Source organism: Colwellia sp. TT2012 (assembly GCF_001440345.1).
In the GTDB taxonomy this organism is placed as follows: domain Bacteria; phylum Pseudomonadota; class Gammaproteobacteria; order Enterobacterales; family Alteromonadaceae; genus Colwellia.
In genome coordinates, this window is record NZ_LJYX01000006.1 from 704,694 (window position 1) to 728,811 (window position 24,118).

The window sequence follows — 24,118 nt, forward strand, 5'->3', positions numbered from 1 at the left end:
TTAACGCGTATTTGCCTTTAGTTAGCCTGCCTATAGCAAGACAATGCTAGCAGAAGTTAAGTAAGCTTAAACAGGCAGGTACTAAAACTGGTCATCTAACTTAAATAATGATGCGGGCAAAAAAACATTAATACTCATTCTGATAAAACTAAGATTAACGCGATGGAACACAGTAACCAACATTTTGATGTCATTATCTCAGGCGGTGGCTTATCGGGTAGTTTAATGGCGTTAAGTTTAAGTCAATTATGCAAAACTGATGGCAGTTTTTTAACCATTGCCATCGTTGAAACTCAGACGTTTAAACAAACTAGCTCAGCAGATGACCATGCTTTATTTGATGCGCGTGTATTAGCGCTATCTCACGGTAGCGCTAACTATCTCGCTAAGTTAGGCGTCTGGCAATACCTGAAAGATGATGCCTGTGCGATTACCGATATTGATATTTCTGACCGAGGGCACTTTGCTAAAGCAAGGTTAACCGCCAAGGACCATGGTGTTAATGCCTTAGGTTATGTCATCGATATGGCGCTTATTGGTAAAGCACAATTAAAAGCCTTAAGTCAAAACACTAACATAAATAATAATATCCACTGGTTTAATCCAGACTCAATAGCGGATATCGACTGGCAAGGCCAAGGTCTAGACAAAGACCAATCACAACAGCAAAACGATAGCGACACTGATAAGACGAAAATTAAGGTTACCCTCAACTCAGGTAAAGTCTTATCCGCACAGCTATTACTGGGCTGTGACGGCGTACATTCACCGGTTAGAAAACTTGCCAATATCGACGTTACTTGTGCTGATTATCAGCAAGTTGCTTTAATTGCCAATGTCTCAACCAGCAAAGCCCATCAGCAAAAAGCCTTTGAACGTTTTACTGAATTTGGCCCAATAGCCATGTTGCCGCTCAAGTCAGTAAACTCGAGCTCATCAACGGATGGCGAGTCACGTTGTTCGCTGGTTTGGACCATGACACCCGCGCAAGCAGATGAAATTAATAGCTTAAACGATGATGCTTTTAAAGTTGCACTAGAGCGCGCTTTTGGTAGTTATCTTGGCGCGATCACGCATGTCGGAAAACGTGATACTTACCCCTTGGTATTATTGCAAGCACAGCAGCAAAGCTATCATCGTATGGCATTGGTGGGTAATTCGGCCCATACTATCCATCCTATTGCCGGCCAAGGCTTTAATTTAGGCTTGCGTGATGTTGAGGTTATGGCTGAATTAGTGACTAAGGCCGTGGCAGCAGGGCAAGATATTGGACGTTTTTCCTTGTTATATAGTTATCAACTAAATAGGGCGAAAGATCAACGCGAAGTGATTCAATTAACGGATTCACTGGTGACCTTATTTGCTAATGATCTACCACCACTGGTGCTTGGCCGCAATATCGGCTTACAGGCGCTTAATTTTATTGCACCGCTTAAAAATGCCTTAGTTAAGAAAACTATGGGTTATTAGGTACAGGGATTATTAGTCCATGGGCATTACTTGAATTTAACCAGAGAAATACATGCAAAAATTTGATGTGTTAATTGTCGGTGCCGGCATGGTGGGTTTAACCCTGGCATTAGCGCTGCGCCAAGCAAGCCAATTAAAAATTGCCTTGGTAGATAGCTCAGCCGTAACTGAGCTTGATGAAAGCATCGATGTTAGAGTCAGCGCCATTAATGTTGCCAGCAAAAATATCTTTACTAACCTAGGCGTATGGTCTGCCATTGAACATAGCCGCGTGCAAGATTATCAACATATGCATATTTGGGATAAAGCCGGCCTAGGTAAGTTAGATTTTTCCGCAAAAGACAGTACCCGCTGGCCACCTGAAGAAAGCTTAGGTTGGATCATTGAAAATAAAGTTATTCGCCATGCGTTATGGCAACAAGCCGAGCTTGATGAAGGCATTCACTTTTTTACCGATAATAAATTAGCTAGCATTAGTCATGGCGATAGTGAAGTATTTGCTACTTTTGCTCATGACAGTGCTGATGACAGTGCTGATGAAAGTGCTACTAAGCCAACGCCGCCTATTATTGCTAAATTGGTTGTTGGTGCGGATGGCGCTAATTCCTGGGTGCGTCGACAAATGGCTATGGCGATGATCTTTAAAGATTACGACCACCACGCCATTGTTGCCACAGTTGAATGTCCTCAAGGTCATCAAAACACCGCTTGGCAAGTATTTCTACCGACTGGGCCATTAGCCTTTTTACCGCTAAAGTCAGGGCAACCTTCAGCACCATTAGCCGGGACTTTATGCTCTATTGTTTATTCAACCTCACCGGATGAAGCTAAACGTTTAACCGCGCTTGATGCCAGTGATTTTGCTAAAGAATTAACGGCAGCCAGTGATGGTAAATTAGGTGATATTAAATTAGTCAGCGAGCGCTTCACTTACCCCTTAACCATGCGTTTAGCACAAGATTTTGTTAAAGGCCGCGTAGTGCTTATTGGTGATGCGGCTCATACCATACATCCACTTGCTGGCCAGGGCGTTAATTTAGGTTTACTTGATGCTGCCGCTTTAGCACAAACCTTAACGGCCAAGCTTAGTGAGTATGATGAAAGCCATGCGCAATGGGTTAATGTCGCCGACCTTAAAGCGTTTTCTCGCTGGCGTAAAAGTGAAGCAAGTGAAATGATTGCGGCCATGGCCGGCATTAAACAAGCCTTTGCCCCGCAGCAATCCGCGTTTAAATTACTCAGAGGTATTGGTATGAACCTTATCAACAACTTTTCGCCAGCTAAACACCTGCTGATTACCCAAGCGTTAGGTCTCAAGGCAGATCTGCCCGATCTTGCCTATCATAAAGACACACTTTAACGCTGCTTTAACAAGTAATGAAACTACCTAGTTAAGCAAGTCATGTTATGCGTTGCCCCTTTTTCAAGGACATAAACATTAAAAAAGGGGCAACTTGAATATGAGTCGCTCAGCCATGCTGAAACAGGCATTTTTAAGAAGATCGGCTATATATAATTATTGGCTTTTATTTGTTCTGTGGCTAGAACATCAAGATAATAGTGCGATATATTCCATAATACGCTTGATTTTGAAATATAATTCCGATATTACATAGAACACGGGTTTATATTTTTAAATTGTAACTTTTACTGTTGAATCAACGGTAAGTGACAGTTATAATTAGCCAACTTTGTCAATTCTTAGAGTGGAACACATGACTAATAAAACAGTATTACATGCAAAGCATTTAGCTTCAGGCGCAAAAATGGTTGATTTTTATGGCTGGGAAATGCCAATTAACTATGGCTCTCAAATTGAAGAGCATCATGCGGTAAGAAAAAATGCCGGTATGTTTGATGTTTCACACATGACCATTGTTGACGTGCAAGGCACAGATGCAAAAGCCTTTTTACGTCGTTTAGTGATTAATGATGTTGCTAAGTTAACAACCCCAGGTAAAGCGCTATACACCGGCATGTTAAATGAAGCAGGCGGCGTGATTGATGATTTGATCATCTACTTCTTCTCAGACACTAACTACCGATTAGTGGTTAACTCTGCAACCCGTGAAAAAGATCTTGCTTGGATGACTAAGCAAGCTACAGGTTTCGATATTACTATTACGGAACGTCCTGAGTTTGGCATGATTGCCGTACAGGGCCCAGAAGCTATCGCTAAAGTCGGTACTTTACTTTCTGCTGAAGAAAGTGCTGCTGTTGAAGGCATGAAGCCATTTTTTGGTGTACAAGTAGGTGATTTATTTATCGCCACTACCGGTTACACCGGTGAACTTGGTTACGAAATTATCCTTCCTGAAAGTGCTGCAGAAGATTTCTGGCAAAAATTATTAGACGCAGGCGTAGCGCCATGTGGTTTAGGTGCCCGTGATACTTTACGTTTAGAAGCCGGCATGAACCTTTACGGTTTAGATATGGACGAAAGCGTTTCGCCAATCGCAGCTAACATGGCCTGGACCATTAGCTGGGAACCAACAGACCGTGACTTTATCGGTCGTGAGGTATTAACCGCACAAAAAGCGGCTGGCGATCAACCTAAGTTGGTTGGTTTAGTACTGGAAGAGAAGGGTGTTTTGCGTACCGCGCAAAAAGTTATTACTGAAGCTGGCGAAGGCATCATCACTTCAGGTACTTTCTCGCCGACACTAGGTCACAGTGTTGCTTTAGCGCGTGTGCCACGTAGCGTAAAAATAGGTGATGTGGTTGAAGTTGAAATGCGTAAGAAATTAGTTAAAGTTACTGTTACTAAGCCAAGCTTTGTTCGTAACGGTAAAAAAGTATTCTAATTCGTCCGTCATACTAGTAACCGCAGTTTTATTGTCGGCATTGACTCAGCGCAACCACTTAGTAAACTAAGCTCAGCGCAATCACTTAGTAAACTAAGCTCAGCGCTTCGCAATTTGACAGCTTCACTGTGATTACTATTATTTAGGATGCGTTAACTAGTACATAAATATTATTATCTAGCGGTTTTTGTGCTATATAAATTACAGAAATTTAATCTACTTTCTAATTAAGTAGTGAATCAATTTACTAATAAAGTGAAATAGGAAAAATAAAAATGAGCAACATTCCTTCAGAATTAAAATATGCAACATCTCACGAGTGGGTTCGTCTTGAAAGTGACGGTACTGCTACTATCGGTATTACTGAACACGCACAAGACCTTTTAGGTGACATGGTATTTGTTGAATTACCCGATGTTGATGATTCAATCAGTGTTGGCGATGATGTTGCCGTAGCAGAATCAGTAAAAGCTGCTTCAGATATCTACTCACCTGTTTCAGGTACCGTTATTGCAATCAACGAAGAACTAGAAGATGCTCCAGAGTTACTTAACTCTGACGCTTTTGGTGGCGGTTGGCTATTTAAAGTTAAACTTGACGATGCAAGTGAGTTAGAAAACTTACTTGATGCTGAAGGTTATAAGAACTCTATCGACGCAGACTAATTTTTATCGGTCGTATTCTAAATTTTATACTGCATTGTCAGCGTAATGAGTTTTCATCACTTAGTACACTAAGCTCAGAAAACTCATCACTTGACTGCTTTGTCTAAAATCAGACTACTTACGATAATCGCACTCTTAAGCCTCTTTCTTTTTTTAAGAACATGAGGCTTTCTTTTATGCTAAAAAGCATAAAAGAAAATCGTATTGTTACACCAAGCTAAAGCTTGCTGATATTTTTTAAACTTACGTAATTTACCTACATTTAAGTGAAACTGTTATGACTTCAAAAGTAATTGTTAACTCATTATCTGAGTTAGAGCAAACTCAAGATTTTATCCGTCGCCACATTGGTCCAGATGAAGCACAAACCCAAGCCATGTTAAATGACATTGGCGCAGAATCTGTTGATGCCTTAATTGATGAAATCGTGCCGAGTGATATTCGCCTTGCTGATTTGCCAAACATTGAAGAAAGCAAAACCGAAGTACAAGCACTCGCTGATTTAAAAGCGGTTGCTAGCTTAAACAAGGTTAACGACACTTATATTGGTTTAGGTTACTACGGTACCTTAACGCCAAACGTTATTTTACGTAACGTATTGGAAAATCCAGGTTGGTATACCGCGTATACGCCGTATCAACCAGAAATTGCTCAAGGTCGTTTAGAGTCATTATTAAACTACCAACAAATGTGTATCGACCTTACCGGTTTAGACCTCGCTTCTGCTTCATTGTTAGATGAAGGCACAGCAGCTGCTGAGGCCATGGCATTGGCCAAACGTGTTTCTAAAAATAAAAAATCAAACCTGTTCTTTATCTCAGAAGATGTTTTCCCACAAACCATCGACGTTGTTAAACAACGTGCTGAAATGTTTGGTTTTGACATTATCATTGCACCAGCTAATGAAGCTGCGGATCATGATATTTTTGGTGCCCTAATTCAATACCCAGGCGCTTCAGGTGAAGTAACTGATATTAGCGAGTTAATTGCTAAAATTCATCAGAAAAAAGCCATTGTTGCTGTTGCTGCCGACCTGATGAGCTTAGTCATGTTGAAGTCTCCAGGTGAGTTAGGCGCTGATGCTGTTATTGGTTCAAGCCAACGTTTTGGTGTACCAATGGGTTACGGTGGTCCACACGCGGCATTCTTCACTACGTCTGACAAGTACAAACGTTCGCTACCAGGCCGTATTATTGGTGTATCTAAAGATACTCGTGATAAGCCTGCTTTACGTATGGCAATGCAAACGCGCGAGCAACATATTCGCCGTGAAAAAGCCAACTCAAACATTTGTACCGCACAAGTATTACTAGCCAACATGGCAGCGTTCTACGCGGTTTATCACGGTCCACAAGGTTTAAAAACCATTGCTAACCGTATTCACCGTTTAACTGACATTTTATCTTTAGGGTTAGCGACTAAAGGGCTAACAGCCGTTCACGCGAACTACTTCGATACCTTAACTTTTAACGTTGAAGCGGCTAACAAAGCAGAAATCATTGCGCGTGCTTTAGCTGCTGACTTAAACTTACGTACTGATGTTGATGGTCAACTTGCTGTTTCTCTAGATGAAACCACTACCCGTGACAAGGTAGCGACATTATTTGATGTCTTATTAGGCGCAGGTCATGGTTTAGAGGTTGCTGCCCTTGATGAGCAAATCGTCAGCTGTGGTCATTCTTCTATTCCTGCATCACTAGTACGTGAGTCTAAAATCTTAACGCATCCAGTATTTAACTCATACCATAGCGAAACAGAAATGCTTCGTTATATTAAAAGATTAGAGAATAAAGATTTAGCATTAAACCATTCCATGATTTCATTGGGCTCTTGTACCATGAAGTTAAATGCCACCGCGCAGATGATCCCAGTAACATGGCCTGAATTTGCTAATATGCATCCGTTTGCTCCAGCTGACCAAGTTGTTGGTTACAAAAAAATGATTGACCAACTAGGCGACTGGTTAATTGAGTTAACCGGTTACGATAACATCTCAATGCAACCAAACTCAGGCGCTCAAGGTGAGTACGCTGGTTTAATCGCTATTGTTAAATACCACGAAAGCCGTGGTGATGCACATCGTAACATCTGTTTAATTCCTTCATCAGCACACGGTACTAACCCAGCGTCAGCTCAAATGGTTGGTATGAAAGTTGTGGTGGTAGCTTGTGATAAAGAAGGCAATGTTGATATGGCCGACCTAACCGCAAAAGCTGAAGAATTACGCGATAACCTTGCTTGTATCATGATCACGTACCCGTCGACTCATGGTATTTACGAAACGACCATTGCTGAAATTTGTAACATCATTCATGACAATGGCGGTCAAGTTTACCTTGATGGCGCGAACATGAACGCCCAAGTAGGCTTAACGTCTCCTGGTTCAATCGGCGCTGATGTTTCGCATCTTAACTTACACAAAACTTTCGCTATTCCACACGGCGGCGGTGGTCCAGGTATGGGTCCTATCGGTGTTAAGTCACACCTAGCACCTTTCCTGCCTGATCATGCCTTAGTGAATATCACTGAAGCTAATAAAGGCAATGGCGCGGTATCAGCAGCACCCTTTGGTAGTGCCGGTATCTTATGTATCACCTATCTATACATTGCCATGTTAGGTAAAAAAGGCGTTACTGACGCCACTAAGTACGCTATCACTAACGCTAACTACTTAGCGACTAAACTTAGCCAACATTACCCAATTTTATACACTGGACCTAATGGCCGTGTAGCGCACGAATGTATTATCGATTTACGCCCAATAAAAGCAGAATCAGGTATTACTGAAGTAGATATCGCCAAGCGCTTAATGGATTACGGTTTCCACGCACCTACTATGTCATTCCCAGTAGCGGGTACGTTCATGATTGAACCGACGGAATCAGAGTCTAAAGTTGAGCTCGACCGTTTCATCGAAGCGATGGCTTGTATTCGTGATGAAGTGCGTAAAGTTGAGTCAGGTGAGTGGACCTTAGAAGATAATCCTCTACATAATGCACCACATACCTTAGCTGATATTACTGATACATGGGATCGTGCTTATTCGATTCAAGAAGCAGTATTCCCAGTACCAGCAGTAGCGAAAGATAAATTCTGGCCAACGGTTAACCGTATTGATGATGTTTATGGTGACAGAAACTTAATATGTTCATGTCCTCCGGTTGAGAGTTATAAATAGTCATTTTTCTGATGTGAGGATCGTTAATGAAGTTGGTTAACGATTTAATGAAGATGGTTATCTTAATGATGTTGGTTAACCTACATTAATCTGATAAAAAAAGACAAACTTATGTTTGTCTTTTTTTTAATTGTTTATTGGTCTTGAGTGCTAGCTGAAATGCTCTGTATTTCTATTTCTTAACATTAATTTGGTTTAATAATGTCTACCTCAACGGTCAAACAAGTATTTTCTTCTATGTCATCCACAAAAGTATCCCATGTCCCTGGCTCTACTCTTTTTGAGCAGTAGATAGATGCACACTTTAAAAATGCTTTTGATACTTTTAAAAGGTCACTTATAAAAGTGTCGAGCGATTCTGAATTATTTTCACCATAGGTGAGAAATATTGAGTCTCGATAGTTTGATTTTCCTCTAAAACGATTAGCTTGAACAAGAAAATTAACGCAACCTTCTGATAGAATTGTATCCCTATATTCTCGTGCAATTTTTGTTTTAAAGTTATCGACTTTCAGTGATTTAAAGTGGTCTGTTTCTTTAATTTGTGCTTCGGCTTTCCATAATTCATACCCATGTGTTCCTTTCAAGGATGAACATAAGCCCCCATAGGCCATAGTTTCATTACGAATAGTATTATCGAGAGTATATGAATTTAAACCTCTGTAACTTTTAATAATTGCTTCAGATTCTTTTTTTACCAGTGTAGGTATGGATAAATTAAACGGAGAGGGGATAAGTTCATTAGTAACAATTGATTCTTGCCACAACTTATTAACCATACTTAACTCATCCATATTATGATCATCATCATAATAGGCAAATAGCATAGCTTTAGCTGAAAAAACAATAGCATCATGCCAACATACTATAGCTGAATTACAAATATCATTTTTAAATTCCACATCGTTATTTAATGCGTTTAATGATGCTATATTCTGAAAAGCGAAGTGAATATTATCGAATACTTTTGTATCAAGTTCTCGGTTCTGTGCTCGTGTAGTGATATCACCATATAAACTATTGGCTTCATCTTGAATAGTCGGATGTTTATCAATAATTAAAGATAATGATCTTAACCAATTCATAGCCCCTTGAAACGCAAATTGTGGTTGTAAAAGTTCCTTAGATTGTTCTTGTAATCTATCTAAAAGCCATTGTGACATTTTTATATACTCCTTTATAAAGCTTTACATGTACTTTATTGCATTGTTTAAAATTTCATGCTCAAAACTGGATATTGATTGATTTCTACTAATTGTACCGATATTTTCTTTTATTTTGCGGATAACATCGTCAAGATCATCTTGCTCATTCAATTTGATATCATTGATTATTTTTTTGGAAATATAAAAAGGGATTCCGTATTCCTCTAAATAACTAAGTGCAGGTAACTCAAAAAAAGATTCTAGGTGAACTGCAAAGGAACTATAGTCACCAGGTGTATAAGAAAACCGTTCGAAAATTAATTTTTGTATATCATTGATTGCAAATATTATTTTGGGGAGATTATAGCCTACTAAATTACGCTTAAATTCGAATATTACTTGTACTGCATCGTCTACAGTATATTTGCTATCTTTAGACTTTCTATAGTTATATTCTTCAAGAATCATATCTTTATCTGATACGTTCCTCATAATATCTCGAATTCGACTATTCAATTGCTTAGTTGAACGGATACAACCTGACCCCATTGTTGTTACCTTAAAGTAGTCTTTCATAAGTACACATAAATGGTTTAGTTGATTTTTTGTAGGGTAAGCTTCTGTCCACTTCATTAATCGGTGCCATTTTCCGCATTTATCCAGAAAAACTTCAGCAAATTCTAGAAGTCTTTCTGGGGGGATCCCTTGGTGTTTATTCAATAGGGCAATAGGGAGAATAGTTTGATTTGTATAACGAGCAATTTTACGTTTTCCTGCATCATCTAGCTCCTCACTTATTTGCAATAACATTGAGTCTGACGCGTTATCACTTTGTGATACAATTGGAATATCTACGAAAGGAAGTGCTTCTTGAGGCTTATCTCCTAGAATATAGACATTCCCCACATAATGTTTAAACATTCTCCCACTTCTACCAGAGATATTATTAAAAGTGAAAGTATCTAACTTCTGATTACCAGTTAAACAATCATCATAAATTATAATGTTTCTGGCATTTGTATTCACTCCTTCAATCAGGGTTGAAGTGCATACTAAAATGTTAATCTTAGAGCTATTGAACATTTCAACAATTAATGAACCTAGAGAGCGAGGCAATTTTGCATGGTGGCACGCTACACCATGTTCAATGCCAGATGCAAGGTTCCAGTCTTGATGATAAACTTCTTTTAACCAATTAGATAAATCACTATTCTTTTTCGATTTTTGAATAATTCCTAAGTTAATAATTTTGTTTATCAGATTGTTTGCTCGTTTTGGTGATTTACAAAATATGACTGTTTGTTGCTCGGCCCCAACAGTGTTTAGAATTGAGGCTAAATGTATATCTCTTTCTTCATCTTTTATCTTATCTGTGCCTGTACTTTTTATCTCGTAATAAAACTCATTGGTTGAGACTGTTTTGAAGTGGTCATACTTTACTAGATTGCAGTTTAAACTTTTTTCAATACCTTCTGATATACCTGCTATATTCGGCCCTAGCATATAAAAGTGCTGGCACTGTTTATGTAATTTATGGAATGCTAAATTTAGACGATCGCATCTGTAATCATCTGTACTTGTAGGAGAAAGTTTATAAAACTCGTCTATGACAAAAAAATCTACTTTTTCAAGGTTCTTTGAATCAATAACTCTCTCTTGTGTATAAATAAACAGATTACGATCTGCTACCTTTTGATTAGATTGAGTTACTATTTTGTACTTATCATTATACTTATGGAGCTTTTTCTTTAGTTCATCGATTAAGGCGATGGTAGGAACCACTATTACAATATTATCAAATTTATTATCGGCAATTATAGCCTCTATAATTAAGCTTTTTCCAAAACTAGTAGGAGCGCTAAGTGCTACACTTTTACCGGACATTAACTTATGAAAAACTTCGGCTTGTTTTATATGAAATGTTTTATCAACTGATTCTGGTGCCGAAAACAATGTATGTCTAATTTTATCCTTAAAATCCAACATGTTTTCTTGTAGATATGGATAAAGGCCAAGCTCTCCAATTAGGAGGTCTAATAGTTTAGTTGTATTACCTAAGTCTTTTCTTCGTTCTAATAACCTTAAAACAATATCACGGATATCATTATTGACGGTATGGGTGTTATAAATGTCTATTAGATTAATAAGTAAACTTTCCCAACTTTCAAATTGTGGGTCTGTAATGTTTTCTTTAAAGTTCGATAAAGTCATTTCTAGCATAAAGATATCCCCTCCTTAAACTGACTAAATAGATCCAATGTGTTGTTTACTGGGAAAATAAAAACTTTTAAATCAAGTAGCTGTATTATTTCATTGGAAAATTTTTGTTGAAGTATAAGCCTGCATTCATCCATTTCCTTTTTAAGATCTTTTTCAAATTTATTTTCATCATAGTTCTGTATTGACTGACTATCATGAGTAATAAATATTGGAATAACGATTTTATCAAAACGTTGAAATATTGGAGTTGAACTGTCAGATATTTTTTTTAGCTTATCTTTAAAAGGCCAAGAGTCATCCATTTCTTCTGTTATTAGAATTAACCTTTTTTCAATATCTTTATGTGATAAAAGAGCACTAATATTATCAATAGCTTTGTTAGTAGCATCTTTCAAATTGTCTTTTATTGAGGATACACCCAACCATATTTCAATTTTTCCTTTTTCTAACACTATATGTGAACATGAAAAAGTAGAACCTATTTGAGTATTAAAAACTTTATTTACAATTGGAATGGTTTTGTGATTTTCTCTTATGGCTATGTGAAGAAATAAATCACTCATTACATCGATGTCGGCTTCCTTAAATAGTTCTAAAGCGGCTTTCATTTGAGAATGTACTCTATTTTCTAAACTTTTCTTTACAGAAGCCGAGAGGGCGTAATCGACAATCCACTCTTTTGATAGATCAATTAAATTATTAACTCTCCAAATTGAGCGATCGAAGCCTATATCTAAGCCCATCATGTTAGGGGTATCATTTTTACAGTCAATTCTTGTATAAAAAGGAGATGGTGGCTGGTAGGGAGGTGAATATTCTATTTCATCTTTAGATATGGCTTGAAAATTTAGCTCTTCAAATAGAACTGGTATTTCTCGTGCAATATCTTTAATTGAAATAACTTTAAGAATAGTTGAGGACCTTTGCACCACTAATACCCCTATTGAGTGGTCTTTATATAAAACTGGTGAGCCAGACATTCCTTGGTAATCATTAACATTTAAGGCTTGTGATAACTCAAAGCTATAGTCATGAGTCTGAATATTTGAATAATCATTAGTTACGAAAACATCTATTGGAGAGTGGATATAACCAGCTTCTATAGGATAACCGCAACTCTTAACCGCAGTTAATCGTGGAATGTTGACATCACCTAAAGGAATAAACGTAGATAAATTTTTGTTTGATAACCTCAATATTGCAAAATCCCAGCTTGAATCATGCTTTATTATTTCAAGATATGAAAATTGTTTATTTTTAAAGTCGTCGCTTGTTAAATAACAACGAAAAATATTACGGTTAGATATTAAGTGCTTAGCCGTTAAAACTAAATTTTCTGATATAGCGAAACAAGTGCCTCTATTGATGTTTTCATTATTTGCATCTGCCGCTTCTAAAATAAAAATAGAGTCAACTTGAAATTCAGTACTTATTTCTTCACAACTCATATTGTGACCTCTTCTTTATCGAAGTGAACAAATGCAGGGTTAGGTAAATCACTTAAACTTTTAATAAATGAATTTGGGATATTTTCGATTTCATAATTGATATATATATTAGTATTAGGTTTAGATGAATACTTGGAAATAATTGCTAACGTTTCTAAATCAGGGTGATTTTTCTTTCCATTTGTACTAATCAAATATTTATTACATACAACTCTTTTTATAAACTCTGAATTAATATTATGTTTACTGCCATGGTGAGATACTTTAATCGCATCAACATGTAACATATCTATTTTATTGGAATCCATCCATTCAATGATCGTTTCTATATGGGAGTCACCCAACATAAGTATTGATTTATCATTATTTCGTAAAATAAAAGAAAAACTTGTTTCGTTTGATATTGAAGTATCTCGTTCATATTCCTTGGCACATAGCTCATCTATACAAAAGGTATTATTACTTGAAATGTTGGTGTCTTCATCTTGAGTTTGAGAAAGAGAGTTTACGAAGGATTCAAATGCTTTTGCATGTTTACGGGTAATTATTTTTTTGCGAATCCCTCTTTCTTCTAAAATGTCTAGCCAAAGCAATTTTAATTTATTTAACGACTTTAATGATGGCCCTAAAATTTGAATTGAAATATCTTTTATTTTTATAGGCGTGTTAAAAGACTCTTGATGAATTGCTTTTAAGTTGTTGATATTGTTTATTGAAAAACCTTTTTTTTCAATAAGGTAAGATAATGATGTCCCTTCTGAAAAGCCAATATTAACTTCTGTATTCTTCACTTGAGAGAAGTTACTCGTAATAGCATCGTAATCAGCACCGTAATCACAATCCAGTTCAGTGTCCATTTGTGTTATTTGTTTAACACCATTAAAAAATACATTTGAAATGTTGATATCTTTATAAGCTTTATCATCAAGTAATTTGATAATTCCATTTGTATGATCACTGTCAATATGAGTAATAAATAGCGCGTCTATTACACTTATATCAACTAGGGATTCAGACCAACCTTTGTATGACGAGGCTGTACCTCCATCAATAAGCAGATTTGAAAGTCTTGTTTGCACTAAAAAGCAATCACCATTAGCAGCTTTATTCATCCTTACTTTCATTTTACATCCTTATTTATCTTTCTGCTCTTCTATCCACTTTTCCAAATCTATACGCTTAAAGCGCCAACTACCACCAACCTTAAATCCAGGTAATTTACCTTCACTTGCAAGTCGATAAGCAGTTTTTTCATTGAGCTTTAAATACTCAGCGATTTCTTTAATGGTTAATATTTCGTCTGTCATATCTATTGCTACCATCAAAATGTTTAAAATGATTAATACGATAATATGAGAAAATTGAGGAATAAACAAGAATTGCTTCTGAATTGGCTAAAAATATTTTTAAATGATTTTAACTGCCTTTTATGTCAGAAATTGCTAGCAATTATATCAATGAAAATATAACTAATTTCATCATTACGATTGACGGTTTTAAGCTTTACGTTCTAATTCATTGCTTTAACCATTATTAATATACAAATAAATATATAAAAGTGTCAAAAATCTTCGAGGTACATAATATTAGCAAAAATATATATTCTTATTAAACAAATGGTTGCGATGATTTTTGTGGTTGACGAGAAAATTTTAGGAGCTAAACTATAGATAAGAAATTAATGGTTGAATCTAAGTTATGTTAATTAAATATGTCTATAAGTTGGTTTGTAACATTGAAAAGCAGGAGGTTTTTTCTTGTCTTGATTTGAAGCTTTGTTTTTTTGTTTTATTTCGTTTTTTGGAAATTTTTCATGAAGGTTAAAATTAATAACGCCACTAAAATTATTACTGCTTGGTTAAAGTTACTTTCCAATGGCACGTATGATCCTTTGATTAAAGTTTGGTCAGGTCCCAAAGGAACACGTAGGCATTTTTTAAAAGGTATTAAAGCAAAGCGAAATCATCATTTTTTATCGGATGGTGAATATCGGTCAGGCATATATAATGAATCACTACCTAATGTTATCGACTATTTTGAGCAATTTCCTCTTTGGGATATAGAGTGCGTAATACCATGATGCCGATCGCTCAATACCATTCAAGCCGATCACTTTTTTGTCTGCCAGTAGACCTCAGTAAAATCTAACTTGAGTGATCGCCATCAGTCAAGGAATTTAGTTTTTTTCGCATTGATTCACCTTTTAATTCCAACTTTATTGCCCCGTGAACAAGCCGATCTAGAATGGCATCTGCATGGGTAGATTCTCCGATCATTTCATACCAATTTTCTATCGGTAATTGGCTGGCAATCAAGGTCGATTTCGTATCATATCTCGCATCAATTAACTCCAATAAATCACTGCGTTGTTGAGCCGTTAATGGCTCTAATCCCCAATCATCTAAGATCAGTAAACTGGCCGAGCTAAGCTTGTTAATTAGCTTGCGATAACTGCCATCTGCCTGTGCCAGAAACATTTTTTCTAATAGCTCTTTGAGCCTAAAATAGTAAACGCTATTCCCTTGTTGGCAGTGGTTTTGACCAAGCGCGCAAGCAAGGTAAGTTTTGCCACAACCCGTTGCTCCCGTAATCAAGATATTTTGATGAAGGCGAAGCCATTCCCCTTGTGCCAATGAGCGGATCTGGGTTTTATCTAGTTGTCGCTCTGCACCATAATTGAGTTGGCTAAGCGTGCCGCCAACTCTGAATTTAGCTTGTCGAGTTAAGCGCTCAATTTTTCGTTGATCGCGTTGTGTTATCTCAACATCAAGCAGTAAGCTTAATCGCTCCTCAAAGCTCTGCTCTACGTATAGATTGGGCTGTTCATACTGTTGCTGTAGCGCATCACGTATGCCGCTTAGCTTTAAGTTACTTAATTGACTATTCACTTGTTGAGTTATATTTTGCATAGGGTTTCCTTGGTTTTATGGGTATTGGGTTTAATGGTAATAGTGGTTTCCACGGATATTTTGATGGTCAATATCTCTCAATAAATCACCTTGAGCTTGTGGCAAGGGTTGCTTATCTAAGCCTTTTTCTAAGATAGTTTTCACTTGTTTAACGCGAGTAACACCTGTGGCTAGGGCGCGATGACAGGCGGCTTCTAGTCGTTGGTCGGTAAACTTCTTACCTAAACTTAATAAGCCCATACAAGCGCGGTAGCTTTGCTCTGGATGCTTCTTAGCTTGCATCAGTTGCATAACAAACTGCTCAGTTGAACCGCCGAATTTACTTGCCCAACGTTCAAAGCGTTGTGGCGTCCATTGCTGCTGTTTTTGATGAGCGATTGGCATATGCAGATCAAGCGTGGTGTGAGCACCTTGTCGGTGGGATCTTGGGTGAACAGCGACTTGAACACCTTGATGGTAAAGTGTCACCAATTGCCCTGTCGCATGGGCTTCAAGCTTTTTTTTTATCAAGGTATACGGCACTGAGTAATAGTGTTTTTCAACTTCAACATGGTAATCAATATGCACGCTAACTTGTTTGACCAAGGTGTAACTGTAAGCCTGCGTAGGTAGCGTTTTTAACGCAGGCTTATCAATGGCTTCAAACTGACTGAGCCTTGAACCAGGGTGCTTTTTCATTTGCCGCTGGTTTAAATCGATAAGTAGTTCTTGTATTTTTAAGTTGAGTTGGCGCAAGCTAAAGAAGGTTTCATTGCGAAGCCGCGCCATGATCCAACGTTCAACAATTTGCACGCCCACTTCAGCTTTGGCTTTATCCTTTGGTTTATAAGGTCTAGCAGGAACAATGACGGTATCGTAATGTGTCGCCAGTTGTTGATAGGTTGGGTTTAAATCAGGCTCATATCGGCAGGGTTTGGTTACAGCACTTTTTAAATTATCAGGGATCACCAGCTCTGGCACACCACCAAGAAACTCAAAACAACGGGCATGACTCATCACCCAATCTTCGAGTTTTTGGCTGTAGGTCGCTTCAGCATAGGTGTAATTAGATGCGCCCATAACGGCGACAAACACCTGTGCCGTGCGGCATTCCCCGGTACTGCCATCGACAATATTCATGGTTGGCCCACAGTAATCTACAAACAGTTTTTCACCTGCTTTATGATTTTGGCGCATCGATGGTTTTTGGCCTTTAAGCCATACCTTGTACTGGCGACAGAAGTGGGTGTAACTGTAAAACCCTTCTGCGTGCCGTTCTTTGTATTCTTGCCAAAGCAGCAATAACGTCATGGTTTTGGGTCGAAGCTCTTGCTGAACTAACGACCAGTCAGGAATGGTAAAGCCCTTTAATCGAGGCTTTGTTTTGAAGAAAGCTCGTTGCAGAGAGTGATCATCCCACTTCTCATCAAGCGGCCAGTAAGCGATGCCTAGCTCTGCTGATTTACAGGCATATTTAGACACGATTGAAGGTGAAACAGATAAGCTTTTTGCTATCTGACGATGACTGAGTTTACAGCCGTATTTTAGTCTTAAAATCTCTTTAAGTTTACGCATTGAAATAGGTGCCGTTGGCATGGTCATTCTCATCATCAAAAATGAAAAGAATAACGGTTAAAAACACCTACTGGCTAGACAAAAAAGTACAAAAATAGAACGATACTATTCAAGCCGATCACTTAATACCCTTTTGACCGAAAAGTGATCGGCATCGATGGTATTGAGTGATCGCGATGGATAGTATTAGGTGATCGGCTTAGAGGGTATTAGGTGATCGCGATGCATGAGAATATGCAAGTGCTAGTTCTCTTAAAGAATCACTTCAAAATTCGAATGTCAAAAAGCCTCACTTAAGTCCCGATATTTATCATGCTTGGTTAGGTGATATTCAAAATGGGGTAGAAGGTATAAAGTTTTATGAAGCCGAATAAAGCCGCTTTTACTTAAAGCTTTTGAGTAATAAATATAAACTTTATTTATATTTATTACTATGTATCTGAACAAATAATTTTCAGAAAGTTTTAAAAATACAAAAATAAAAATTTCTCAGCCAGTTACGTAACTGACGGCTATCAATTTTCTTTATAGATTACATATCACCCAATGTCGGGTTAATTAAATCTCGGAGAAAATCATGTCTAAGCCAAAATCAAATCAAACACCTATGACCACAAAAGCAGTTGCTCGCATTCAAAGTAGTGAGGCAAAAGCCGGTGGCGGTCAAGTGTCAACTAAAGGCTTTGCTGCAAGAGCTGCTCGTGCTGCCGCTAATAATAAAAACGGTTAAGGAGTCTGGACTGGGAAGTTGTTGACTTCCTAGTCCATTATTTTGATTATGTACGCATACAGTAAAGATAAAGAAATTAGTAAGTTGGTAAAACAATTAATTAAGACTGGTTGGGTGTTCAAGCAAGGGAAAAAGCACGGTTTAATATATGCCCCCAAAGGAGGTCGCATTACTGTTCCTTGTACACCGAGCGATAGACGCTCACACCTTAACTTCAAACGAAACCTTAAAAGAATTATGACAATGGAAGTTGATTATGCCTAAAGAAAAGCGCCACCCATTTATGACACCTGTTGAAATCGTACGTATTATTGCGAGTGTAATAGGAATTAAAGCATCAAATAAACAGCTAGATACATTTGCTTTCAAATACGACCAGCCTTATACCCTAGCTTCAAGTTTGTTCAAAGAGTCTGTTATAGCTCCTCTTTCTAAATTCATCAATAAAGACTTTTCTAAAAAGTTAGAAACTAAATTTGAATCAATGATGCGGGAATATATTGAATTGGTTAACTCAACCCCTATGGATGGTGTAACTAGAGCGGATACTGAAGTAATTCTTACCAGATGGATCCTCGATACTGTTGCTGTTGAATTCAACCTTTTTATGGGAAAAGTAATTGAAGGGCCAAATTATTTAACGAGAAATAACCTTCATCCTAACGGAATAACTCAGGCGTTTGATTGGTTATCGTCAAATGTTGAGTGGTGGGATAGCTTTCTTAAATTTATTCCAAAAGAAAAACGTCATCGTTTTAAGCTTTGGAAAAGTAATGATGAACTGCCAAAGCTATCTAACATAACAAATATTCCAGATTACCTTCCTAACTCTGAAGTTGAAGGGCATGAATGGGAAAAGATTAAAGTTGTTATTTTAGCTGCACGTTTTATTGATAACTTACAGCATAATTATGCTGATATTTACCCAGAAAAGTTAGTTAATGTTGCTGTATTGAGCTTAAAGCAAGTTGAACAATATATTTGGCATTTAAAGAAGAAAAATCAAGATTGGCTCAAGCCGATTGGGGAGCAGGGATTAGAGATAGATTACATTTTTTATAAGAAACATGACTATAGAGAAATCTCTGATGCAGAACGAAAACAACGCTCTAAAACGTTGATTGACGAGCTTGAAGTCTCAACATTTAAGTGCTCTAAATTTAACATGGAATATTGGCTGAGCTGGTATAGAGCTCGATGGCATGCTTTGAATGGGGAGCTTAAAGAAGCAAATACCCACTTTAAATTAACGTTTGAGCAAGCTTTATTTTTTGCTGGGCCATCGATGCCTGAAATTATAAAAGAAGCCCTTAGTATTGCTTCTAGCCTTAAACCTACACCAGATAAAGCTTTTATTAAGAGGTTAAAAAACTCTGCAATCCTATTTGGTATTGATATACCTTTGCATAAGGAAGATAAAAGCCAATTAGAAGCTAATCGTTTTGATAGTGTCGTTGAGGATTGGGAAATAAAATTATATGAAGCAACATTTCAGAAGCACTTTCCATCGACTTTACAGTTTAATATCAGTTCCTCAACTGCATCACAACGGATAGGACCATTATTAGGTGCTTTTGAGCAAAGCATTAAGCCTAATTTCCGAAGCCCAAATAAAAAAATAGTTGTTGGAGATACTTGGGGTAAGCAGATGCCTCAAATAGTCTACTTTTCATGGATGAATCAGCTAGAAACTGTTTCTCAATTGATTAATAAAGATGTAAATGTAAATGCACTTTCTGATTCCAATGAATCTGCATTACTTTTTTCTATCTTGCAAATGGATGTGTTGGATCAGGGTTCAAGCATGGATGATAGTTTATTTAAACTTATAACCACTATTAGACATCGCGAAGATGTTGTTAATACCAAAACATCGAAAAAAGAACTATTACCTCTGGTATGCGCTGTTGATACTGGTAGGCCAGAAGTAGTAGCAAAGGTTATAGAGATGGGAGCAAACGTTAACTTTAGAGGGAATACTGATAAACAATCTGCACTCTTCGCAACACTATCTAGGATTGGAATGATAAAAAGGCCAGATGTTAGTAAGGAACTGATAAAAAACCATCCTTTGAATGATGAATTATTAGATACTATAAGGAGGCACTCCAACGGCCTTATGGGGGCTACATTGGATGAAGTCAAAAGAAATTATGAGAAGCAATTACAAGATCCTCTATTTAAAAAACTTACAGACTCTGGGCATAACTTGATAGTAGACAGGGTAAAAGAGTTTATGACATTAGGTAACATGAGAGAAATCTCAAAGCTACTTATTCATGCTGGTGCTGACGCTAATGCTCGTCATAAAACAAGAATTAATGGGTTTACCCCGTTAATGCTAGCAGCAGAACTTGATGAAGTTGAACTATTTGAAGCCATGATTCAGCATGATGGAGACCCCAAATTAACTTCTGAACATCCTGAAACAGGGAGACCATTAGATTGTAGGTATATTGCTTTTGCTCATCAATCAAACAAGGTATTAAGGTACTTAGCTTCCCAACAGAAAATAGCATAAGTTGAATCTAGAGTTGTTGGTCACAAACTTTATTAAAATAAAGATCAAATCTACTTTAAGTAGAAAAGGTTAGTCACAGACTGTATTACAAAGAAGCTTAGAAATTAACTTTATAATTGAGGCTCTCTAGTCACAATCTTTATTAACAGTAACCATCTGATTAGTCATGCCCGAGGTTTTTATCGGGGATCCAGTATTTGACTGATAAAATAAAAAGGTGAATCAGAAATGGTTCGCCTTTTTTATTTATTTTTAATGATCACTTTGTGCGCATTATAGACATTAGATAAAAAACATTTCCCATATATTTTCTAATGAATTTGCTATTAGCATAAACCGTGTCATGTCCTTTTGCATGGAAGTCTGTATAATTTTTCGAGGTGTGTTACTGAGACGTATCATAATGGGCTGTTTTAATAGCGCTATTAAATGTAGTTTATTTGAATTACAAAGTGCCGTTAATTAAAGCGAAGCTCAAATTAAGTTCGCTTTATGATCTTACAAAAGGAGGAAAGGGAGTAACCTTTCCATTAAGTTTATCTCATCCTGTTATTGTTGAAGACAATACAGTGCTAACTGAGATGTACAACTGCTGCCATCATTTTGCCACCAATCGTTCCATGCACCAGTATCGTTAATTTTACCCCTAGCCCCTAAGTAGTGAGTACTTGGAGTCTCTAATGTCCAGTTATTACATGTTAGATCAAGTTGATAGCCACTTGGGTAGTCACTTATATAGTAAGTTGCCAAAGAACCATCATCATCTGACCCGGTCCACGCATAACCTGAAGTAATAATTCCAGATGCGGTAAGATTGATAATATTTGCTATAGAGCCATCGACAAGATCGTTCCAATTATTGGCGACAATTGTGCCATCAACTAATTTATAGGGATCAGTTGAATGGGCCAATCGTGATACTGCTGAGGTAGTGTTATCCGATAAAAATGCTTTAAACGTGCCGGACAGACCTGCAACGTTAGCGTCTGATTGACAGATCGCGTCTGCACCTGAAAGACCTCCCATCTTGCCTGTATGACCTTGGTTAGTAGTAAAAATAACTTTGGATGCTGAACCTCCACCAGAATCATCAGATAAAGTTCCATTTCCTGTGAGTTCAATATCATCAATGGCTATATCACCATTATAGCCTCCAATAGCCGTTGTACGGAATCTGACTTGTGTTACCAAATAAGAGCTTAAGTCAATATCAGCAACTGTATATGCTTCGGCTACTGTTGAATGTTGTTGGCCTTTAAGGTACCAAACATCATTAATCCATGACAGACCATCAAATACATCTACAGCAAGTTTATTTATATCAATACCATACATATGATATTTAAAAGTTAAATGAATATTCGAGCCGTTAGTAATAACAGGGCCATTTAGAATTGCGCTATCACCAGCTGTATTAGCATGGCCGGCTGATGTTTCTACATACAGATAGAAATTACTATTTTCTGCACCACTGTTTGGTCCCGTAGCAGTGGATGGGGTATTACCGGTATTTCTAAGCCATGAGCTTGTATCACCACTCGAAGTATTACTCCAATGGCCTAAATTAGCTTCAAAACTGTCCTTACTTATTACAGGTAATGCAATATTATTGCTTACATAAATTTCAAGTATAGCGATATCTGCTAAATCACCATCATGAACTTTAACCTCAAAAATATTAATACCTATGTCACTGGCACTTGGTGTTCCACTAAGATCACCATTGGTAGCAATATTTAACCAGCTTGGGCCAGAACCCTTACTAAATGTTAAGGGATCACCGTTACCATCAAAGGCATCTGAAGCCAGACTTTCATTATATAATTGATCTTGGTTTGCATCAGACTTATAGATAGGGTCAGTCAGAAACTCTGGCGCCATAGGGCCTGTTGGGATACTTTGTATTTTCAGGTTATCTAATGCTATGTCACCTAAATAACCACCAACAGCCGTCGCACGGAAGCGTATTTGAGTTATATCATAACCACTGAAATTAATTTGCTGATGTTGATAATATTCGCTTAAATTGACTTGCTGCTGACCAGATACGGACCAAAGATCGATCCAGTCTCCATTTGAATAAACATCAACCGCAAGCGTGCCTATATTTTCACCGTACATATGATAGTCAAAATCCAAATGAATATTGCCGCCGATAAAAGTAGGGCTTTGAAATATTGCACTATCACCTGATGTATATGCTCGACCAGTTGAAGTTTCCAGATAGATATAATTAGCACTATTTGAGCCACTTGACGGGCCGGTGTTACTTGAAGGGGTAGAGCCTGAACGCCTGGTCCAATCATTATTATCTGCAACAGTTACATTAGTCCAATCACCTATACCCAGTTCAAAGTCATTCTCACTGATAGTAATAGGCGCCATATTGTCTGCGACATCTAAGGTGAGAGTTGTATTGTTTGATAATTCCCCATCGGAAACACGAACAATAAAAGTTTGTAACCCAAAGTCGACAGGCGTTCCGCTTAGGTTGCCGTTAGCTGATATATTTAACCATGCAGCTCCAGAGACTTTATTAAAAGTTAAAGTATCACCATTTCCATCAATGGCGTAAGACGCAATAGAATCACTATAGGCTTGATCTTGGCGGGCACCTAGCTTGTGAATAGGGTTACTTGTAAACACTGGTGCGACTGGCCCTATTGGTTTACTCTCAATTAGTATATTATCAATAGCTATATCACCAAGGTAATTGCCCTTGGCGGTGGCACGGAATCGTATTTTAGCTACATTATAACTGCTTAAATCCACATCTACTGAAGTATAAGTCGCGGTATTACTGTTTTGCGTCGCTCCTACTTTCATCCAAACATTATTCAGCCAAATACCTGATGACTGTACATCAATTGCGAGCGTACCAATATTATTTCCATACATATGATAATCAAACTTTAAATTTATAGCAGTACCTGTTACAACGGGCCCTTCTAATATCGCGGTATCACCAGCGGTATAAGCACTGCCATTGGAAGTCTCTAAGTATACATAGTAGGTGCTAGCATTTGCGCCTGTACTTGGACCGGTACCTTGCGATGGAGTGCCACCAGAGTCTCTTGTCCAGTCTTTGTTATCTCCGCTACTGACATTAGTCCAATTACCAAGGCTAGATTCAAAGTTATCAGCATACAAAGTGGTAGCTTGAGTAATAAAGCTGCTAGTACAAGCCATAATTACCCCAATAAGAGATAATTTATTAAGTAAAGGTTTGGTTGAGGTTTTCATATTTAAGACACCTCCTGTGTCTGTTTGTGTTCGAATGGCCGTTAATGGCCTATTTAGGTGAAGTGTTGTTGTTGTTGTTGTTGTTGTTGTTGTTGTGCTAGTATCAAATCTATATAAATTTCAGATACTTGTCCATTGAAATAGTTGAGGATTGTAACTAACTATTACCCTATTAATCAACTAGTCATTTATATTATTGGAAAAATATAGGTACCAGAGTAAATTGAAATG

16 protein-coding genes are annotated in these 24,118 nt (G+C 37.5%); 8 read left to right on the forward strand and 8 right to left on the reverse strand.

From position 1 onward, the window contains the following. Positions 1 to 162 precede the first annotated feature (162 nt). From ubiH to gcvP, 5 genes are all read left to right on the forward strand, one after another. On the forward strand, positions 163 to 1,470 hold the full coding sequence (gene ubiH, locus ASU03_RS04825; protein ID WP_057830725.1) for a 2-octaprenyl-6-methoxyphenyl hydroxylase: 1,308 nt from the start codon (positions 163 to 165) through the stop codon (positions 1,468 to 1,470). A 52-nt stretch (positions 1,471 to 1,522) separates the two neighbouring features. Then, positions 1,523 to 2,830, forward strand: coding sequence for a UbiH/UbiF/VisC/COQ6 family ubiquinone biosynthesis hydroxylase (locus ASU03_RS04830; RefSeq protein ID WP_057830726.1), 1,308 nt, complete (start codon positions 1,523 to 1,525; stop codon positions 2,828 to 2,830). Positions 2,831 to 3,185: 355 nt separating this feature from the next. Then, complete coding sequence (gene gcvT / locus ASU03_RS04835; RefSeq protein ID WP_057830727.1) at positions 3,186 to 4,274, forward strand: glycine cleavage system aminomethyltransferase GcvT; 1,089 nt, start codon at positions 3,186 to 3,188, stop codon at positions 4,272 to 4,274. 275 nt (positions 4,275 to 4,549) lie between these two features. Next, on the forward strand, positions 4,550 to 4,939 hold the full coding sequence (gene gcvH / locus ASU03_RS04840; RefSeq protein WP_057830728.1) for a glycine cleavage system protein GcvH: 390 nt from the start codon (positions 4,550 to 4,552) through the stop codon (positions 4,937 to 4,939). Between the two features lie 277 nt (positions 4,940 to 5,216). Next, positions 5,217 to 8,117, forward strand: coding sequence for an aminomethyl-transferring glycine dehydrogenase (gene gcvP, locus ASU03_RS04845; RefSeq protein WP_057830729.1), 2,901 nt, complete (start codon positions 5,217 to 5,219; stop codon positions 8,115 to 8,117). A 185-nt stretch (positions 8,118 to 8,302) separates the two neighbouring features. Here the strand turns inward: gcvP and ASU03_RS04850 are convergent, their stop codons facing one another. Genes ASU03_RS04850 through mads1 form a run of 5 tightly spaced genes read right to left on the reverse strand, consistent with a single transcriptional unit; the run spans position 8,303 to position 14,237 of the window. Next, the gene (locus tag ASU03_RS04850; protein ID WP_057830730.1) at positions 8,303 to 9,280 is read right to left on the reverse strand and encodes a hypothetical protein; all 978 of its coding nucleotides are present in this window, start codon (positions 9,278 to 9,280) and stop codon (positions 8,303 to 8,305) included. A gap of 24 nt (positions 9,281 to 9,304) precedes the next feature. Beyond that, a complete protein-coding gene (locus tag ASU03_RS04855) occupies positions 9,305 to 11,482 on the reverse strand; it encodes a DEAD/DEAH box helicase (RefSeq protein ID WP_057830731.1) in 2,178 nt (725 codons plus the stop codon). Further along, entirely contained in the window at positions 11,476 to 12,930 is a 1,455-nt protein-coding gene (locus ASU03_RS04860; protein ID WP_057830732.1) for a Hachiman antiphage defense system protein HamA, read from the reverse strand. The genes ASU03_RS04855 and ASU03_RS04860 overlap by 7 nt, the downstream gene beginning before the upstream one ends. Continuing rightward, positions 12,927 to 14,054, reverse strand: a complete 1,128-nt coding sequence (locus ASU03_RS04865; RefSeq protein WP_057830733.1) for an MBL fold metallo-hydrolase — start codon at positions 14,052 to 14,054, stop codon at positions 12,927 to 12,929. The genes ASU03_RS04860 and ASU03_RS04865 overlap by 4 nt, the downstream gene beginning before the upstream one ends. 9 nt (positions 14,055 to 14,063) lie before the next feature. Beyond that, entirely contained in the window at positions 14,064 to 14,237 is a 174-nt protein-coding gene (gene mads1, locus ASU03_RS04870) for a methylation-associated defense system helix-turn-helix domain-containing protein MAD1 (RefSeq protein WP_057830734.1), read from the reverse strand. Positions 14,238 to 14,743: 506 nt separating this feature from the next. On the opposite strand from mads1, the gene ASU03_RS04875 reads away from it, so the two are divergent. Continuing rightward, a complete protein-coding gene (locus tag ASU03_RS04875; RefSeq protein ID WP_057830735.1) occupies positions 14,744 to 15,010 on the forward strand; it encodes a hypothetical protein in 267 nt (88 codons plus the stop codon). A 64-nt stretch (positions 15,011 to 15,074) separates the two neighbouring features. Here ASU03_RS04875 and istB read toward each other — a convergent pair whose 3' ends face one another. Further along, positions 15,075 to 15,839, reverse strand: a complete 765-nt coding sequence (istB, locus tag ASU03_RS04880; RefSeq protein ID WP_057830736.1) for an IS21-like element ISShfr5 family helper ATPase IstB — start codon at positions 15,837 to 15,839, stop codon at positions 15,075 to 15,077. 30 nt (positions 15,840 to 15,869) lie between these two features. After that, positions 15,870 to 17,414, reverse strand: a complete 1,545-nt coding sequence (gene istA / locus ASU03_RS04885; protein WP_057831001.1) for an IS21 family transposase — start codon at positions 17,412 to 17,414, stop codon at positions 15,870 to 15,872. Positions 17,415 to 17,970: 556 nt separating this feature from the next. Between istA and ASU03_RS20580 the strand changes: the two genes are divergently transcribed. Then, entirely contained in the window at positions 17,971 to 18,123 is a 153-nt protein-coding gene (locus ASU03_RS20580; RefSeq protein ID WP_157465810.1) for a hypothetical protein, read from the forward strand. A gap of 256 nt (positions 18,124 to 18,379) precedes the next feature. Continuing rightward, positions 18,380 to 20,644 carry an ankyrin repeat domain-containing protein gene (locus tag ASU03_RS04895; RefSeq protein ID WP_057830738.1) on the forward strand — a complete coding sequence of 755 codons (2,265 nt, stop codon included), beginning with the start codon at positions 18,380 to 18,382 and terminating at the stop codon, positions 20,642 to 20,644. A gap of 549 nt (positions 20,645 to 21,193) precedes the next feature. Here the strand turns inward: ASU03_RS04895 and ASU03_RS04900 are convergent. After that, on the reverse strand, positions 21,194 to 23,887 hold the full coding sequence (locus tag ASU03_RS04900) for a DUF1554 domain-containing protein (RefSeq protein ID WP_057830739.1): 2,694 nt from the start codon (positions 23,885 to 23,887) through the stop codon (positions 21,194 to 21,196). Between the last annotated feature and the right edge of the window lie 231 nt (positions 23,888 to 24,118).

Coding starts and splice junctions, on each gene's coding strand:
- ASU03_RS04895 (WP_057830738.1), top strand. CDS start 18,380: ATGCCTAAAGAAAAGCGCCACCCATTTATGACACCTGTTGAAATCGTA.
- ASU03_RS04875 (WP_057830735.1), top strand. CDS start 14,744: ATGAAGGTTAAAATTAATAACGCCACTAAAATTATTACTGCTTGGTTA.
- ASU03_RS04850 (WP_057830730.1), bottom strand. CDS start 9,280: ATGTCACAATGGCTTTTAGATAGATTACAAGAACAATCTAAGGAACTT.
- ASU03_RS04900 (WP_057830739.1), bottom strand. CDS start 23,887: ATGAAAACCTCAACCAAACCTTTACTTAATAAATTATCTCTTATTGGG.
- mads1 (WP_057830734.1), bottom strand. CDS start 14,237: ATGACAGACGAAATATTAACCATTAAAGAAATCGCTGAGTATTTAAAG.
- istB (WP_057830736.1), bottom strand. CDS start 15,839: ATGCAAAATATAACTCAACAAGTGAATAGTCAATTAAGTAACTTAAAG.
- gcvT (WP_057830727.1), top strand. CDS start 3,186: ATGACTAATAAAACAGTATTACATGCAAAGCATTTAGCTTCAGGCGCA.
- gcvH (WP_057830728.1), top strand. CDS start 4,550: ATGAGCAACATTCCTTCAGAATTAAAATATGCAACATCTCACGAGTGG.
- ASU03_RS20580 (WP_157465810.1), top strand. CDS start 17,971: ATGTCTAAGCCAAAATCAAATCAAACACCTATGACCACAAAAGCAGTT.
- ASU03_RS04860 (WP_057830732.1), bottom strand. CDS start 12,930: ATGAGTTGTGAAGAAATAAGTACTGAATTTCAAGTTGACTCTATTTTT.
- ubiH (WP_057830725.1), top strand. CDS start 163: ATGGAACACAGTAACCAACATTTTGATGTCATTATCTCAGGCGGTGGC.
- gcvP (WP_057830729.1), top strand. CDS start 5,217: ATGACTTCAAAAGTAATTGTTAACTCATTATCTGAGTTAGAGCAAACT.
- ASU03_RS04855 (WP_057830731.1), bottom strand. CDS start 11,482: ATGCTAGAAATGACTTTATCGAACTTTAAAGAAAACATTACAGACCCA.
- ASU03_RS04865 (WP_057830733.1), bottom strand. CDS start 14,054: ATGAAAGTAAGGATGAATAAAGCTGCTAATGGTGATTGCTTTTTAGTG.
- ASU03_RS04830 (WP_057830726.1), top strand. CDS start 1,523: ATGCAAAAATTTGATGTGTTAATTGTCGGTGCCGGCATGGTGGGTTTA.
- istA (WP_057831001.1), bottom strand. CDS start 17,414: ATGCCAACGGCACCTATTTCAATGCGTAAACTTAAAGAGATTTTAAGA.